Below are 15,330 nucleotides of genomic sequence, written 5' to 3' on the forward strand. Positions count from 1 at the left end.
TTCGCTCAGAACGTGTAGCCGCTCTCGCGCTGCGTGCCGGCCAGTCGCTCCAGCAGATGCGCCAGCGCGCCGAGACCGTTGTAGCGGCTGGCCACGCGGTGCGCGTAGCGCCACACCAGCGGCAGGTCCTTGAGATAGCCGTCCTTGCCGTCGCGGTGGGAGAGCCGCGCGAAGATGCCCAGCACCTTCAGGTGGCGCTGCAGCCCCATCCATTCGAAGTCGCGCCAGAAGCAGCCGAAGTCGGCGTCCAGCGGCAAGCCTGCCTTGCGGCCGCGTTCCCAGTAGCGCACCGCCCAGTCGAGCTGGGTGGCCTCGTCCCACTCGACGTAGGCGTCGCGCAGCAGCGACGCAAGGTCGTAGCTGACCGGGCCCCAGACGGCATCCTGGAAATCGAGCAGGCCCGGCTGGCCGCCCGGCTCGCGCGGCAGCATCAGGTTGCGCGAGTGGTAGTCGCGATGCACCAGCACGCTGGGCTGAGCGGTGCAGGCGTCGAGGATCAGCCCGAAGCAACGCTGCAGCTGCGCGAGCGCCTTGTCATCGAGCGTGTGCCGGCAATGGCGCTCGATGTACCAGATGGGGAAGAGGTCGAGCTCGCGCTGCAGCAGCGTGCGATCGTAGGCCGGCACGCGGGTCTGCGCTTCGATGCGCTGCAGCTGCACCAGGGCGTCGAGCGCGGCCAGGTAGAGCGCGTTGGTGTGCGCGGCGTCGCCGCGCTGCAGCGCTTCGAGGTAGGTGGTGGCGCCCAGGTCGGTGAGCAGCATGAAGCCGTTCGACTCGTCCCAGCTCAGCACCTCGGGCGCCTCGAGACCGCCGCCGCGCAGCAGTGCGGCCACGCCGACGAACGGCCGGCAGTCCTCTTGGGCGGGGGGCGCGTCCATCACGATGCGCGGACCGTCGCGTCCGTCGATGCGGAAGTAGCGCCGGAAGCTGGCATCGGCGCTCGCTGTGCGCAGGCTGCCGATGTCGAGGCCGTGCGACGCGGCCTGCGCGCCCAGCCAATGCGTGAAGGCCTGCTGCCGAACGGTGTCGGTCCAGCGGATCGGTGCGGGTGTGGTCAAGATGTGTGGGCGCGGAGACACCGCGGTCCTGCGGTACGGCAGCCTTCGGAGCGAAGGCGCGTGGAATAATCAGATTCTACAAACCGCATGCAAGGTGGCGTCGCCGTGGCGCTGCTCGAGCGGCCGCAGCGCGCCGTGACCGGCGGCCCTTTTCTCTTGTCTGCCACGACCTTGCCGATCGCCGACCGCGCCGCAACCGTCCTGCCTCCAAGGCGCGCCTGGGCCATGCGCCCGGTCGCGGCCGCGGTCCTGATGACGACCGCCGGCAGCGGCGTGCTGATCGAAGTCGCACGCGCGCAGTCGGGGGCCGAAGGTCCCGGACTGCAGGTGAGCCCCGAAAGCAGTGCGCGCTTCGGCCCACTCATCAAGGCCGACGACGGCGGCGGGCCGCTGGTGATCGAGGCTGATCGTCTGTCGGGCCGGCCCGACCTGGAAACCCTGGCCGAAGGTGCCGTCGAGTTCCGCCGCGGCCCCTTGATCCTGAAGGCCGACCGGGTCGAGTACCAGCAGCAGAGCGACCTGGCGCGCGCCACCGGCAACGTCGAGATCTCGCGCAACGGCAACGTCTACCGCGGCCCCGAGGTGCAACTGAAGGTCGACCGCTTCGAGGGCTACTTCCAGTCGCCGAGCTACCACTTCGGGCGCACCAACGCCGGAGGGCAGGCCGACCGCTTCGACTTCCTCGACGAGAACCGGGGCGTCGCCTACGGCGCCACCTACACCAGCTGTCCGGCGCCCGATCCGGCCTGGCTGCTGAGCACCGACCGCGTGCTGCTCGACACGGCGGCCGAAGAGGGTACGGCCGAGGGCGCGGTGCTGCGCTTCTATGGCGTGCCGATCCTGGCCGCGCCGACGCTCAGCTTCCCGCTGACCGAGAAGCGCAAGTCCGGCTGGTTGCCACCGAGCATCAAGCTCGACAACAAGAGCGGCTTCGAACTCGGCGTGCCCTACTACTGGGACATCGCACCGAACCGCGACGCGACCTTGACCCCGTCCGTCATGACGCGGCGCGGCGCGGCGCTCGATACCGAGTTCCGCTATCTCGAGCCGGGCTATCTGGGCAGCATGCAGGCCTACATGCTGCCCGACGACCGGGTGGCGAACCGCTCGCGCTGGGCGCTGAACCTTGGTCACGAGGCTCGCTGGGAGGGCGCGACGGTCGGCGAGATCGACTACGGCCTGGCGTTGCAGCGCACGTCCGACGACAACTTCTGGAAGGACTTTGCCGGGACGCTGCCCAGCCTCACACCGCGCCTGCTGCCGACCGACGCCTATGCGCGCCGACGCTTCGATCACGGCTGGGGCGACACCGTGGCCTACACCCGGGTGCAGACATGGCAGGTGCTGCAGGACCTCGACCCGGCCAGCCGCATCGTCTCGCCCTACCAGCGCGAGCCGCAGATCGGTCTGCGCCAGCGCGGCGCGGCGAGCGGACTCGAGTGGCAGTGGGAGACCGAAGCGAACCGTTTCTCGAACGACGACGCCAGCCTGCAGACCGGCTCGCGCCTGCACGCCCTGGGGTCGTTGGCACGCCCCTGGTCGCCGACCGGCGCGCCCGGCTGGACGCTGACGCCGCGCGTGTCGTTCAACGCGGCCACCTACGACCTCGACCAGCCGCTGGCCGATGGCCGTCGGAGCGCGTCGCGCGTCATCCCGACGGTCTCGCTCGACAGCGCCTGGATCTTCGAGCGCGACAGCAATGCCTTCGGCCGCGAACTCACCCAGACGCTGGAGCCGCGGCTGTTCTACGTCAACACGCCCTTCCGCGACCAGACCGGCCTGCCGAACTTCGACAGCGCCGCCAACGACTTCAACTTCACTTCCATCTACTCCGACAACGTGTTCTCCGGCGTCGACCGCGTGTCCGATGCGAACCAGGTGACCGCCGGCGTGACCACGCGCTTCCTCGACCGCACCACCGGCGCCGAGGCCTTGCGACTGGGCATCGCGCAGCGCACGCTGCTGCGCACGCAGCGCATCACCGCCGATGGCACACCGATCACGCAGCGCTGGTCCGACCTGCTGCTGCTCGGCTCGACCCACCTCGTGCGGAACTGGTACCTCGACAGCACGGTCCAGTACAACTCCGACACCAGTCGCGTGGCGCGTTCGATTTCGAGCGTGCGCTATTCGCCCGGCCCCTTGCGCACCCTCAGCACCAGCTACCGCTACACACGCAATGCCAGCGAACAGGTCGAGCTGGGCTGGCAGTGGCCGCTCAACGCGCCGGCGCGCGAGCATGCCGCGGCGGTGCAGGCACGCGACGCGCAGATGCTCGAGGACTTCGAGGGCCGCTCCCGACTCGCGCCGCTGGCCGGCTGCCCGGGCGCCTGGTACACGGTGGGGCGCGTCAACTACAGCCGCCGCGACTCGCGTATCACCGATTCGATCGTCGGCTTCGAATACGACTCGGGATGCTGGATCGGCCGCATCGTCGCCGAGCGCCTGTCCACCGGGCGCAGCCAGGCGACCACCCGGCTGCTGTTCCAGCTCGAGCTGATCGGCCTGTCGCGACTCGGGTCCAACCCGCTGAAGGTGCTGAGGGAGAATGTGCCCGGTTACCGTTTGCTGCGCGACGACAGTCCGGTGGTCGCGCCGGCCCTCTCGACCCCCTGAGCTGCTGCCATCGATGTTGCCGAAGTCTTCTTCCCCGTGCGCCAGAGGGCTGCTGCTCGCCCTGCTCTGTGGTCTGTTCGCCGGAACCGCGGCCGCGCAGCCGTCGCCGGTCCGCTCGGCCGACTACATCGTCGCGATCGTCGACCGTGAACTGGTCACCAATGCCGAGGTCCAGCAGCGGCTGGCGGCCCTGCGGCGCGAGGCGGCACAGGGCGGGCAGGCACTGCCGCCCGACGATGAACTGCGCCGACGCATGCTCGACACCCTGATCGACGAGCGCGCCCAACTCGGCGCGGCGCGCGAAAGCGGCGTGCGCATCGACGAGGCCGAACTCGACCGGACCGTCGCCAACGTCGCAGCACAGAACCGCATCACGCTGGCGCAACTGCGTGAACGGCTGCAGCGCGATGGCATCGAGTTCTCGCGCTTTCGCAGCAACCTGCGTGACCAGCTGCTGCTCGAGCGTGTGCGGGAACGCGAGGTCCAGTCGCGCATCAAGATCAGTGACAGCGAGGTCGAGACCCTGCTGGCCAGCCGCGCCAGCGGCGTGGCGCCGCCGCAGTTCAACATTGCGCAGTTGTTGATCGGCGTGCCCGAAGGGGCTGGCGAGGCCGAGCTGGCACAGCGCCGCAAGGTCGCCGAGCAGGCCCTGCAGCGCGCCCGCGGCGGCGAGGACTTCGCGCGCCTCGTCGGCGAGCTGTCGACCGGCCCGAAGGAGCAGGGTGGCGCCCTGGGCCTGCGCACGCTCGATCGCCTGCCCGACCTGTTCGCTGACGCGGTGCGGGATCTGCGCAGTGGCGCCATCGTGCCGCAGGTGTTGCAGTCGGGTGCCGGCTTCCACGTGCTGAAGGTTCTGGATCGTCGCGATGGCGGCATGATGGTGCCGCAGACGCGCGCACGGCACATCCTGCTGAGGACTTCGGCGCAGCTGACCCAGTCGGCCGCGCTGGCGCGGCTGGCCGAGTTCAAGCAGCAGGTGGACAGCGGCAAGGCCAGCTTTGCCCAGCTTGCTCGCGAGAACTCCGAGGACGGCAGTGCGGCCCAGGGCGGTGAGCTCGGCTGGGCCTCGCCGGGCCAGTTCGTGCCGGAGTTCGAGGCAGCGATGAAGGCGCTCGACATCAACCAGGTGTCGGAGCCTCTGGTCTCGCGTTTCGGCGTGCACCTGATCCAGGTCCTGGAGCGCCGCAGCGTCCCGGTCGACCGCAAGCAGCAGCGCGAGATCGCGCGCAACGTCCTGCGCGAGCAGAAGTTCGAGAGCGCCTACCAGGAGTGGGCGCGCGATGTGCGAGCCCGCGCCTACGTGGAGATGAGGGAGCCGCCGCAGTGAGCGTGACGACGGCGACGGTGGCCTCGCGGCAGCCGTGAAGCACATCCCCCGCAAGCGCTTCGGCCAGCATTTCCTGGCCGATGCGGCGGTGATCGATGCGATCGTCGACCTGATCGATCCGCGCCCCGGGCAGGCACTGGTCGAGATCGGCCCCGGCCTCGGCGCGATGACCGATCCGCTGGTGGCGCGCTGCGAACGCCTGACCGTTGTCGAGCTCGATCGCGACCTGGCGGCGCGCCTGCGCAAGCGCGCCGAGCTGCAGGTGATCGAGTCCGACGTGCTGCGGGTGGACTTCCCCGCCCTGGCTTCAGCCGCTGCCTCGGGGGGCCATCTGAGGATCGTCGGCAACCTGCCGTACAACATCTCGACCCCCATCCTCTTCCATCTGCTGCCGGCTGCCGCGCAGGTCGAGGACCAGCACTTCATGCTCCAGAAGGAAGTCGTCGAGCGCATGGCCGCCGCGCCCTGCAGCAAGGACTACGGACGGCTCAGCGTGATGCTGCAGTGGCGTTACGACATCGAGTCGGTGCTCGACGTGCCGCCCGAGGCCTTCGAGCCCCCGCCGCGTGTGGACTCGGCGGTGGTCCGCATGCTGCCGTTCCCGGCGCCGCCGGCGGTCGACGCCGCGCTGCTCGGTGAACTGGTGGCGACCGCGTTCTCGCAGCGCCGCAAGTTGCTGCGGCACACGCTCGGCAAGTGGCTCGAGGCGCGCGGTTTCGGTGGATCGTTCGACACCCAGCGCCGGGCCGAGGAGGTGCCGGTGTCCGACTATGTGGAGCTGGCGCTGGCGCTCGGCGGGCGCTGAAAGGAAAACGGACCCCGTGGGGTCCGTTCACATGGTCTGTTGCTGATCGCTAGGCTGCGACCAGCCACCCTGCGGTGTCGAACGCACTGCTCATGAAAGGCAGTTGCACGCTGATCACACCGGCCGGCGTCTTGGCCGGCTTGGCGTCGTTCTGGGCTTCCATCGCCCGCTCTCCCTGCCCGATGTCCGGGGAGCGGGCTACTGAAAAGAATAGAAGCACCTGAAGGGTATCTTGCGTTCCCCCCAGAAGTCGGCGGCGTCACGGAAGACGTCGAGCAGCTGCTCGCGGGCCTCGCGATCGAACTTGGCGTTGTCGGGCAGCTGTTCCAGCACCACCACGAAGCCCGGCTGGCTGCCCGACTTGTGTACCAGGTCGGTCATGCAGTCGAACAATGCGTCGAGGTTCTTGCCGAAGTGCGCCGGGAACAGGAAGGCTTCGGCAATGCCCTCCAACACTTCCTGCTTGGACTGGGCCGATCCCAGGTTGGCATACAGGAAATGCTGGCCGAGGTCTTGCGCGGCAAGCTGCAGATCCTCCACGCGGAACGCGCGGATGGCCTGCACGATGTTGGGACGGACGGTGTGCAGAGGCATCATGGTCGAAATCCCCCTCGTTCCTTGTTGGTGGTAGGGCTCACTGCGCGATGAGGCGGAAGCTCGCGTAGTGATCGTCGGTGTAGTAGCAGGCGTCGGGCGCGGTGGCTTGCTGCCCTCCGCACACGATCCTCCGGGCCCCCCGATCGCGGGACCCTGGCGTTCGCACCGTGTACTCGCGGTAGTAGCCGCGCGGGTGGCGCGGGAGCAGACGCTCCCGGTTGCCGAACACGATGCCGTCTTTCGAGTACGGGAAGGGACCGCCGGCGTGGATCAGCCGTTGGGCTGTCTGCGCCTCGACCGGCAGTGAGGACAAGCTCACCTCCGCCCGCGGCGCCGAGTCCTTCGCCTGTGTCACGAAACCGACGGATGCTGCTCCGACCGACGCCGCTGCAAGCAATGCAACGGCGACCAGTCGCCAAGCAGATCCCCGGTGTGACCGACCGGTGAAGACCACGGGTTATCCCTGAAATTCGAAGCCCAGATGGTACCGAATCGGGGCCGATACCTCAAGGGCCTGCCTCAAATTTCAGCAGTGCATGGGGGGAATTCAAGTTTTGTTTGTGGGCGCAAACTTCTTGAAATCATCTCGTATATCAGCAGATTTCACCGCGTTCTTGGCGCTGACTTGTAGAGCGGCCGAAGCCGCGTGTGCACGGGCCGGCCGGCCCGTGCCGGCAGGTCGGATCAGCGGACCGCGTTGATGTCGGCGACGGTCAGCGCCGTCAGGTTCACGATACGGCGCACGGTGGCGGATGGCGTCAGGATGTGCACCGGTTTGGCGGCGCCGAGCAGCACCGGGCCAATCGCGATGCCGCCGCCCGCTGCGGTTTTCAGCAGGTTGTACGAGATGTTGGCGGCATCGATGTTGGGCAGCACCAGCAGGTTCGCCTCGCCCTGCAGCGTGCTGTCGGGAATCTGGGCGCTGCGCTGCGACGGATCGAGCGCGGTGTCGCCGTGCATCTCGCCGTCGACCTCGAGCCAGGGCGCCTGCGCGCGCACCAGCGCGAGGGCCTCCCGCATCTTCAGCGCCGAGGGCTGGTTGCTCGAGCCGAAGTTGGAGTGGCTCAGCAATGCGGCCTTGGGCACGAGGCCGAAGCGTTTCATCTCCTCGGCCGCCATCACGGTGATCTCGGCCAGTTGGGCCGCCGTGGGGTCGTAGTTGACGTGGGTGTCGACCAGCATCACCTGCCGGCCGGGCAGGATCAGGCCGTTCATGCAGGCATAGGTCTTGGCGCCCGGGCGCAGGCCGATCAGCTCGTCGATGTGCTTCAGGTGCATCGCCGTCGTGCCCCAGGTGCCGCACAGCATGCCGTCGACCTCGCCCTTGTGCAGCAGCATCCCGCCGATCAGCGTCAGCCGGCGGCGCATTTCTATCTTCGCGAACTGCTGTGTGACGCCGCGCCGCGCCATGATGCGGTGGTAGGTCTGCCAGTAGTCGCGGTAGCGCTCGTCGTTCTCGGGGTTGACCACGTCGTAGTCGCGGCCGGCCTGCAGTCGCAGCCCGAAGCGCTCGCAGCGCTGCTCGATGATCTGGGGGCGACCCACCAGCGTCGGGCGCGCCAGATCCTCGTCGATGATGACCTGCACCGCGCGCAGCACGCGCTCTTCCTCGCCCTCGCAGAACACGACGCGCTTGACCTTGGCGCGCTTGGCGACGGTGAAGATCGGCTTCATCGTCGTGCCCGAGGCGTAGACGAAGGCCTGAAGCTTCTCGCGGTAGGCGTCGATGTCCTTCACCGGCCGCGTTGCCACACCGGAGGCCGCCGCGGCCAGCGCGACGGCCGGCGCGATCTTCATCATCAGGCGCGGGTCGAAGGGCTTGGGGATCAGGTATTCCGGGCCGAAGCTGAGCGTGGCGCCCGCATAGGCGGCGGCCACCACCTCGCTCTGCTCGGCCTGCGCCAGGTCGGCGATCGCGTAGACGGCGGCGACCTCCATCTCGTCGGTGATGGTGGTGGCCCCCGAGTCCAGCGCACCCCGGAAGATGTAGGGGAAGCACAGGACGTTGTTGACCTGGTTCGGGTAGTCGGTGCGGCCGGTGGCCATGATGGCGTCGTCGCGCACCGCCTTCACGTCCTCGGGCGAGATCTCGGGGTTGGGATTGGCCAGCGCGAAGATCACCGGCCTGGCGGCCATCTTCGCGACCATGTCCTTCTTCAGCACGCCGCCGGCCGACAGGCCCAGAAAGATGTCGGCGCCGGCGATCGCCTCCATCAGCGAGCGCTGGCTGGTGGGCTGCGCAAACTCGGACTTGTCGGGGTCCATCAGCTCGGTGCGGCCGCTGTAGACCACGCCGGCCAGGTCGGTCACCCAGATGTTCTCGCGCGGCAGCCCCAGCTTGATCAGCAGGTTCAGGCAGGCCAGCGCGGCGGCGCCGGCGCCCGACGTGACCAGCTTGACCTTCTTGATGTCCTTGCCGACCACCTTCAGGCCGTTGATCAGCGCGGCCCCGACCACGATCGCCGTGCCGTGCTGGTCGTCATGGAAGACCGGGATCTTCATGCGCTCGCGCAGCTTGCGCTCGACGTAGAAGCAGTCCGGCGCCTTGATGTCCTCGAGGTTGATGCCGCCGAAGGTGGGCTCCAGTGCAGCGATGCAGTCGACCAGCTTGTCGAGGTTCCGCTCGGCGATCTCGAGGTCGAACACGTCGATGCCGGCGAACTTCTTGAACAGCACGCCCTTGCCTTCCATCACCGGCTTGGCTGCCAGCGGGCCGATGTCGCCCAGGCCCAGCACTGCGGTGCCGTTGGTGACCACTGCCACCAAATTGCCGCGCGAGGTGTAGCGGTAGGCGTTCGCCGGGTCGGCCACGATCTCCTCGCAGGCGGCTGCGACACCGGGCGAGTACGCCAGCGCGAGGTCGCGCTGGTTGACCAGCTGCTTGGTGGCGGCGATGGCCACCTTCCCGGGCGTCGGGAACTCGTGGTACTCGAGCGCGGCCTGGCGCAGTTCCGCGCTCTTTTCTTCGTTGGTCAGCATGGTCGGGCTTTCCGTGTTGGGAGGCTCACCGCACGAGAGGCAGCGGGCCGGGTCGTCGATTGTAAGAAGACCCCTGTTGCGGCCAGAGCGGCTTGCGCAGGGCAGTGTTGCAAATCCCGGAGGTAACGGCCATGCGCGAAACTGCTTACCTCTTTCGCTTGCGAGCTCTCGATACTGAGGCTATGGCCGATGCCGATGCCACCGTCGTGCCCGCGCCGCCCGCTTCGCGCTGGCGGCGGCTGTTGCCGTGGGCGCTGCTCGTGCTGCTGCTGGGCGTGGCCCAGACGCTGCTGCTGGCGTTGACGGTGCAGCACGAGCACAACCGCGAGCAGGAGCGCATCGAGCTGGCGGCGGCCTCGGCGTCGGCCAACGTGCGGCAGCTGCTGCTGCGCGACGTGCAGAGCCTGCAGGCGCTGCTGTGGAACGACCCGCAGCCGGCCCAGTGGCGCTCCGACGCGGCCGACCTGCTGCGCGCGCGTCGCGAGATGCTGCGCATCGAGTGGCGCAGCGGTGCCAACGCGATCGAGACGGCGGCCGACTCGCCTTACGGCGGGCCGCTGTTCGTCAGCCTGGCGCGCAGCGACCTCGATCTGGACACCCAGGCCGCCTGTGCCGACGCACAGCGACTGGCGGCGCCGGCCTGGTCGCGCAGCTATTTCGTGCCCCAGCCCGGCGGACTGGGCGTCGAGGTGATCGACGTCTGCCTGCCGATCGGCCCCAACGGCGAGCGCGGCGCGATGGTGGCGACGCTGGCGCTCGGCGGGGTGATCGACGAGGCCGTCGCGCCGGAGCTGGCGCGAAGCCACGAGCTGTCCTTCGTCGAGGGCGACGGCACGCGCCTGGCGCGCGGCGGGCTGACGCGCGGCGCGGGCGTCTACGTCGCCGAGCGCCTGGTCAACCTGTCGAGCCTCACGCTCGCGCTGCGGCTCGACAGCGCGGCCGGCGCGCCGCGACTGATGCCCAACGTGGCGACCTCGCTGGTGCTCGGCCTCTCGCTTGCGCTGGCGGCGGTCGTGGCCCTGCTGGCGCGTGACGTGCGCCGCCGTGCGGCGGCCGAGCTGCGCCTCGGCGAGGAGTTGACGCTGCGCCGCGCGATGGAGGACTCGCTGGTGACCGGCCTGCGGGCGCGCGACCTCCAGGGCCGCGTCACCTACGTCAACCCGGCCTTCTGCAAGATGGTGGGCTTCAGCGCCGAGCAGCTGGTCGGCCAGACCACGCCGCCCTATTGGCCACCCGAGATGCTCAGCGCGTACGAGGCGCGCCAGGCGCAGCGCATGGCGCAGGGCGTACCGGCGCACGAGTCGCGCGATGGTTTCGAGACCACCTTCATGCGCTCCGACGGCGAGCGCTTCCCGGTGCTGATCTTCGAGGCGCCGCTGGTGGGCCCCGACGGACTGCAGAGCGGCTGGATGAGCGCGGTGCTCGACCTCAGCGCACAGCGCCGAGTCGAGGAGCGTTCGCGCCAGCAGCAGGAGCAGCTGCAGGCCACGGCCCGGCTGGCCAGCGTCGGCGAGATGGCCTCACTGCTGAGCCACGAGCTCAACCAGCCGCTGGCGGCCATCGCCAGCTACGCGACCGGTTCGCTGAACCTGATCGACGACGCCGGCGAGCGGCCCGATCCGCCGAGCGTGGCGATGATCCGCGAGGCCACGCAGCACATCGCCGAGCAGGCCGAGCGGGCCGGCCGCGTCATCCGCAGCGTGCACGACTTCGTGCGCCGGCGCGAGCAGAGCCGCGAGAACCTGACCTGTGACCAGCTCGTCGAGGCGGTGATGCCGCTGCTGCGGCTGCAGGCGCGCAAGAGCGGCGCGCGCATCGAGTTCGAGTTCGGCAGTCCGGCGCCGCGCGTCGTCTGCGACCGCACGATGATCGAGCAGGTGCTGCTCAACCTGACCCGCAATGCGCTGCAGGCGATGGAAGCCGAGCCGCCGGAGCGCCGCGTGGTGAAGCTCGGCGCCCGCACGCACGGCGCCTGGGTGCGGCTGAGCGTGACCGACCACGGCCCCGGCATCGCACCCGAGGTGGCGGCCCGCCTGTTCACGCCCTTCTTCACCACCAAGGCCGAAGGTATGGGCTTGGGCCTGAGCCTGTGCCGCACGGTCGTCGAGCAGCACGGCGGTGCGCTCGACTTCACCACGCTGCGCGACGGCGAGGGCCGCGTGCGTGGCACCTGTTTCGAGTTCACACTGCCGGCAGCCGGGCCCGCCGCTGCAGCGGTGGCCGCCCAACCGGGTGTTCTCGATGGAGTGTCTGCATGAGCCATGGCGTGCTGCCGGCCACCGCGCCGCTGGGTCTGCCGGTCGTCCACCTCGTCGACGACGAGGCGGTGGTGCGCAATGCGATCGCTTGGCTGCTGCGCACGCGCCGCCTGCTGGCCGAGCCGCACGAATCGGCCGAGGCGTTCGAGGCCATGCTGGCGGCACGCGGCGACGCGATTCTCAACGCACCCACCTGCGTGCTGCTCGACATGCGCATGCCCGGCGGCATGAGCGGGCTGCAGCTGTTCGAGCGCCTGATCGAGCAGCGCCTGCTGGCGGTGATGCCGGTCATCTTCCTCACCGGCCATGGCGATGTGGCTACCGCGGTCGCGGCGATCCAGCAGGGCGCGTTCGACTTCGTCGAGAAGCCGTTCTCCGACAACAGCCTGGTCGACCGCATCGAGCGTGCGCTGGCCGCCAGCCGCGCGACGCTCGAGGCGCGCCGTGCCGGCGCGCTGATGCGCCAGCGCCTGACCGAGCTCACCGAGCGCGAGCGCGAGGTGATGATGCTGGTGATCGACGGCCGCCCGAACAAGCTGATCGCGCACGCGCTCGACATCAGCGTGCGCACGGTCGAAGTGCATCGTGCGCGTGTGTTCGAGAAGATGGGCGTGAAGTCGGCCGTCGAGCTGGCCAACGTACTGCGCGAGCACGGCGCACAGCGGCCGCCCTGAGACGGGTGCGACGCTGCGCGATCGTCGAGGCGCGCAGCGACAATGCGGCCATGAGCCTCGGCGAGTTCGACCTGATCGCGCGCTATTTCGGCCGCCCGACCCGCCGCGCGGCGCTGGGGCCCGGCGACGACTGCGCGCTGCTCGCGCTGCGGCCCGGCATGCAGCTCGCGGTGTCGTGCGACATGCTGGTGGAAGGCCGGCATTTCCTGCCCACCGTCGATCCACGCCGCCTCGGCCACAAGGCGCTGGCGGTCAACCTCAGCGATCTCGCGGCCTGCGGCGCCCAGCCCATGGCCTGCACGCTGGCGCTGGCGCTGCCGCGGGTCGACGAGGCCTGGCTCGAAGGTTTCTCGGCCGGGCTGTACGAACTGGCCGACGCGCACGGTTGCGAACTGATCGGCGGCGACACCACGGCCGGTCCGCTGAACATCTGCATCACGGTGTTCGGCGAGGTGCCCGTGGGCGCGGCGCTGCTGCGCAGCGGCGCGGAGCCCGACGACGAGATCTGGGTCAGCCATGCGATCGGCGGCGGTGTCGGCGACGCGCGGCTCGCGCTCGAGGCCTTCCGCGGCCAAGTGTCCTTGCCAGGGGCGGTGTTCGAGCGCGTGCGGCGCGCGATGGAGCAGCCCCAGCCGCGCGTCGCGCTGGGCCTGGCGCTGCGCGGCGTGGCGAGCGCGGCGGTCGATGTGTCGGACGGGCTGCTCGGCGACCTGTCCCATCTGCTGCGTCGCAGCGCCGTGGGCGCCAGCGTCGATGTCGGCCGCGTGCCGCGCAGCGCCGATCTCGCAGCCCAGCCGCTGTCCTTGCAGCGCCTGTGCACGCTGGCCGGCGGCGACGACTACGAGCTCGTCTTCACCGCACCGGAGGCGGCGCATGCGTTCGTGCTCGAGGCCGCGCGCGCGGCCGACGTGGCGGTCAGCCGCATCGGCCGCGTCGAGCAGGAGACCGGCCTGCGGCTCGTCGACGCCGACGGCCAGGCGGTGGAGCGCGTGTGGTCGTCGTTCGATCATTTCTCCGCATGAGCGCCGTCCTGCCCGAAGAAGCTTCGGTGACAGCACCGCGCCGCGCGACCGCGGGCTTCCTGTGGGCCCATCCTGCGCATGTCATCGCGCTGGGCTTCGGTGCCGGCCTCAGCCCGGTGGCGCCGGGCACCGTCGGCACGCTGTGGGCCTGGGTCAGCTTCCTGGTGCTCGACCGCTGGCTCGACGCCGGGCAATGGGCCCTGCTGCTGCTCGCGGGGGCGGCGGTGGGCTGGTGGGCCTGCACCGTCACCGCGCGCCATCTCCACGTCGCCGACCCCGGCGCCATCGTCTGGGACGAGGTGCTCGCCTTCTGGGCTGTCCTGTGGCTGGTGATGCCGGCTGGCCTCCTCGGCCAACTGGTGGCCTTCGGCCTGTTCCGCTTCTTCGATGCCGCCAAGCCCGGCCCGGTGGCCTGGGCCGATGCGCGCTTCAAGCGGCGCCGCAGTGGGCCGGGCATCGGCTGGGCGCAGGGCTTCGGCATCCTGTTCGACGATGGCGTGGCCGCTCTGTGCACGCTGCTGGTCATCGCGCTGTGGCGCTTCGTCGTCTGAGGCCCCGATGACGGCCCCGCTGCTTGCGCTCGACGCCCTGGAGCCGCTGGTGCTGCAACTGGCCGCCGCGCTGCGCGCGCGGCGCTGGCGCCTGGCCACCGCCGAGAGCTGTACCGGCGGCCTGGTGGCGGCGGCCTGCACGGCCGTGGCCGGCTCCAGCGACTGGTTCGAGCGCGGCTTCGTCACCTACAGCAACGAGGCCAAGGTCGAGTCGCTCGGCGTGCCGGCCGCGCTGATCGCACGGTACGGCGCGGTGAGCCGCGAGGTCGCGCTGGCGATGGCCGATGGCGTGCTGCGGCAGGCGCCGGCCGATCTCGCGCTCGGCGTGACCGGCATCGCCGGCCCCGGCGGGGCGGTGCCGGGCAAGCCGGTCGGCACGGTGTGGCTGGGGTTGGCAGCGCGCGGCCAGGCGGCGCGGGCCGAGTTGCTGCAACTGGGGGGCGATCGCGCGAGCATCCGCGCGCAGACCGTGCAGCAGGCCCTGCAGCGCCTGCTGGAGGCCGCGCGCCCGTGAGCCTGCTGCTGGCCTGCGACGTCGGCGCCGACGAAGCGGCGACATGGCGCGCTGCGCTGGCCGCCGCACTGCCCGGAGAACACCTGGTGGAGACGAGCGACGCTGCCGACGACATCGAGGTCGCGATCGTCGCCAACCCGCGCCCGGGTGCGCTGGCCGGGCTGCCGCGGCTGCGCCTGATCCAGTCGCTGTGGGCCGGTGTCGATCGCTTGCTGGCCGACCCGACGCTGCCGGCCGGCGTGCCGATCGTGCGCATGGTCGATCCGGCGATGAACGTCGCGATGGCCGAGACCGCGCTGTGGGCGGTGCTGGCGCTGCACCGCGGCTTCTTCCGCTATGCCCGGCTGCAGCGCGAAGGGCGCTGGGCGCCGCACGGGCAACGCCGCGCCGACGAGATGGTGGTGGCGGTGCTGGGGCTCGGCCAGATGGGCCGCTGCGCGGCGTTGCGGCTCTCGGCGCAGGGCTACCGCGTGCTGGGCTGGAGCGCGGGGCCGACCGCCGTCGAGGGCATCGAGACCCACGCGGGCGCCGCCGCGCTCGACGCGCTGCTGGCGCGCGCCGACATCGTGCTCGACCTGCTGCCGCTGACGCCCGCCACGCGAGGCCTGTTCGATGCCACACGCTTCGCGCGGATGAAGCCCGGCGCAGGCTTCGTCAATCTGGCGCGCGGCGCGCACGTGGTCGAGGCGGACCTGCTGGCGGCGCTGGATGCGGGGCCGCTGCGCCACGCGGTGCTCGACGTGTTCCAGACGGAACCGCTGCCCGCCGGCCACGCGTTCTGGTCGCATCCGCGCGTCACCGTGCTGCCGCATGCGGCTGCCCAGACCGATCCGCGCAGCGCCGCCGGCGTGGTGGCGGCCAACCTGCACGCCTGGCGCGCGGGCCGGCCGCTGGCGCACGTGGTCGATCGCGCGCGCGGCTACTAGCGT

General features: G+C 70.4%; 13 protein-coding genes. 9 read left to right on the forward strand and 4 right to left on the reverse strand.

The genetic code is table 11. The annotated features are described in order from the left end of the window. Positions 1 to 5: 5 nt before the first annotated feature. Positions 6 to 1,061 (reverse strand): aminoglycoside phosphotransferase family protein, encoded by a 1,056-nt coding sequence (locus ASC67_RS11860; RefSeq protein ID WP_404932874.1) that lies wholly within the window; start codon positions 1,059 to 1,061, stop codon positions 6 to 8. 84 nt (positions 1,062 to 1,145) lie between these two features. Between ASC67_RS11860 and ASC67_RS11865 the strand changes: the two genes are divergently transcribed. From ASC67_RS11865 to rsmA, 3 genes are read left to right on the forward strand one after another with little or no spacing between them, the layout of a single operon-like run. After that, the gene (locus ASC67_RS11865) at positions 1,146 to 3,674 is read left to right on the forward strand and encodes an LPS-assembly protein LptD (protein ID WP_235566295.1); all 2,529 of its coding nucleotides are present in this window, start codon (positions 1,146 to 1,148) and stop codon (positions 3,672 to 3,674) included. Positions 3,675 to 3,687: 13 nt separating this feature from the next. After that, complete coding sequence (locus ASC67_RS11870) at positions 3,688 to 5,001, forward strand: peptidylprolyl isomerase (protein WP_056320325.1); 1,314 nt, start codon at positions 3,688 to 3,690, stop codon at positions 4,999 to 5,001. Between the two features lie 34 nt (positions 5,002 to 5,035). Beyond that, positions 5,036 to 5,806 carry a 16S rRNA (adenine(1518)-N(6)/adenine(1519)-N(6))-dimethyltransferase RsmA gene (gene rsmA / locus ASC67_RS11875; protein WP_056320328.1) on the forward strand — a complete coding sequence of 257 codons (771 nt, stop codon included), beginning with the start codon at positions 5,036 to 5,038 and terminating at the stop codon, positions 5,804 to 5,806. A gap of 198 nt (positions 5,807 to 6,004) precedes the next feature. Here the strand turns inward: rsmA and ASC67_RS11880 are convergent, their stop codons facing one another. From ASC67_RS11880 to ASC67_RS11890, 3 genes are all read right to left on the reverse strand, one after another. Then, positions 6,005 to 6,403: a barstar family protein gene (locus ASC67_RS11880; RefSeq protein WP_235566296.1), complete on the reverse strand. Its 399-nt coding sequence runs from the start codon at positions 6,401 to 6,403 to the stop codon at positions 6,005 to 6,007. A 37-nt stretch (positions 6,404 to 6,440) separates the two neighbouring features. Continuing rightward, positions 6,441 to 6,857 (reverse strand): ribonuclease domain-containing protein, encoded by a 417-nt coding sequence (locus tag ASC67_RS11885; protein ID WP_056320332.1) that lies wholly within the window; start codon positions 6,855 to 6,857, stop codon positions 6,441 to 6,443. Positions 6,858 to 7,087: 230 nt separating this feature from the next. Further along, positions 7,088 to 9,382, reverse strand: a complete 2,295-nt coding sequence (locus tag ASC67_RS11890; RefSeq protein ID WP_156466746.1) for an NADP-dependent malic enzyme — start codon at positions 9,380 to 9,382, stop codon at positions 7,088 to 7,090. A gap of 182 nt (positions 9,383 to 9,564) precedes the next feature. Here ASC67_RS11890 and ASC67_RS11895 point away from each other — a divergent pair, with 182 nt between their 5' ends. The 6 genes from ASC67_RS11895 to ASC67_RS11920 are packed head-to-tail and all read left to right on the forward strand — an operon-like array spanning position 9,565 to position 15,327. Continuing rightward, a complete protein-coding gene (locus ASC67_RS11895; protein ID WP_056320335.1) occupies positions 9,565 to 11,640 on the forward strand; it encodes a nitrogen regulation protein NR(II) in 2,076 nt (691 codons plus the stop codon). After that, positions 11,637 to 12,314, forward strand: coding sequence for a response regulator transcription factor (locus ASC67_RS11900; protein ID WP_056320340.1), 678 nt, complete (start codon positions 11,637 to 11,639; stop codon positions 12,312 to 12,314). The genes ASC67_RS11895 and ASC67_RS11900 overlap by 4 nt, the downstream gene beginning before the upstream one ends. Positions 12,315 to 12,364: 50 nt before the next feature. Continuing rightward, complete coding sequence (gene thiL, locus ASC67_RS11905; RefSeq protein ID WP_056320899.1) at positions 12,365 to 13,336, forward strand: thiamine-phosphate kinase; 972 nt, start codon at positions 12,365 to 12,367, stop codon at positions 13,334 to 13,336. Further along, a complete protein-coding gene (locus tag ASC67_RS11910) occupies positions 13,333 to 13,887 on the forward strand; it encodes a phosphatidylglycerophosphatase A (RefSeq protein ID WP_056320344.1) in 555 nt (184 codons plus the stop codon). The genes thiL and ASC67_RS11910 overlap by 4 nt, the downstream gene beginning before the upstream one ends. Before the next feature lie 7 nt (positions 13,888 to 13,894). Then, the gene (locus tag ASC67_RS11915; RefSeq protein WP_056320347.1) at positions 13,895 to 14,401 is read left to right on the forward strand and encodes a CinA family protein; all 507 of its coding nucleotides are present in this window, start codon (positions 13,895 to 13,897) and stop codon (positions 14,399 to 14,401) included. Next, positions 14,398 to 15,327 carry a glyoxylate/hydroxypyruvate reductase A gene (locus ASC67_RS11920; protein ID WP_082535971.1) on the forward strand — a complete coding sequence of 310 codons (930 nt, stop codon included), beginning with the start codon at positions 14,398 to 14,400 and terminating at the stop codon, positions 15,325 to 15,327. The genes ASC67_RS11915 and ASC67_RS11920 overlap by 4 nt, the downstream gene beginning before the upstream one ends. Positions 15,328 to 15,330 lie beyond the last annotated feature (3 nt).

This window comes from Methylibium sp. Root1272 (assembly GCF_001425905.1).
Lineage (GTDB): Bacteria > Pseudomonadota > Gammaproteobacteria > Burkholderiales > Burkholderiaceae_C > Methylibium.

Bases quoted from the DNA above. Each gene is read 5' to 3' on its own strand.
- ASC67_RS11865 (WP_235566295.1), top strand. From the start codon at position 1,146: ATGCAAGGTGGCGTCGCCGTGGCGCTGCTCGAGCGGCCGCAGCGCGCC.
- ASC67_RS11870 (WP_056320325.1), top strand. From the start codon at position 3,688: ATGTTGCCGAAGTCTTCTTCCCCGTGCGCCAGAGGGCTGCTGCTCGCC.
- ASC67_RS11880 (WP_235566296.1), bottom strand. From the start codon at position 6,403: ATGATGCCTCTGCACACCGTCCGTCCCAACATCGTGCAGGCCATCCGC.
- ASC67_RS11890 (WP_156466746.1), bottom strand. From the start codon at position 9,382: ATGCTGACCAACGAAGAAAAGAGCGCGGAACTGCGCCAGGCCGCGCTC.
- ASC67_RS11895 (WP_056320335.1), top strand. From the start codon at position 9,565: ATGGCCGATGCCGATGCCACCGTCGTGCCCGCGCCGCCCGCTTCGCGC.
- ASC67_RS11900 (WP_056320340.1), top strand. From the start codon at position 11,637: ATGAGCCATGGCGTGCTGCCGGCCACCGCGCCGCTGGGTCTGCCGGTC.
- thiL (WP_056320899.1), top strand. From the start codon at position 12,365: ATGAGCCTCGGCGAGTTCGACCTGATCGCGCGCTATTTCGGCCGCCCG.
- ASC67_RS11910 (WP_056320344.1), top strand. From the start codon at position 13,333: ATGAGCGCCGTCCTGCCCGAAGAAGCTTCGGTGACAGCACCGCGCCGC.
- ASC67_RS11915 (WP_056320347.1), top strand. From the start codon at position 13,895: ATGACGGCCCCGCTGCTTGCGCTCGACGCCCTGGAGCCGCTGGTGCTG.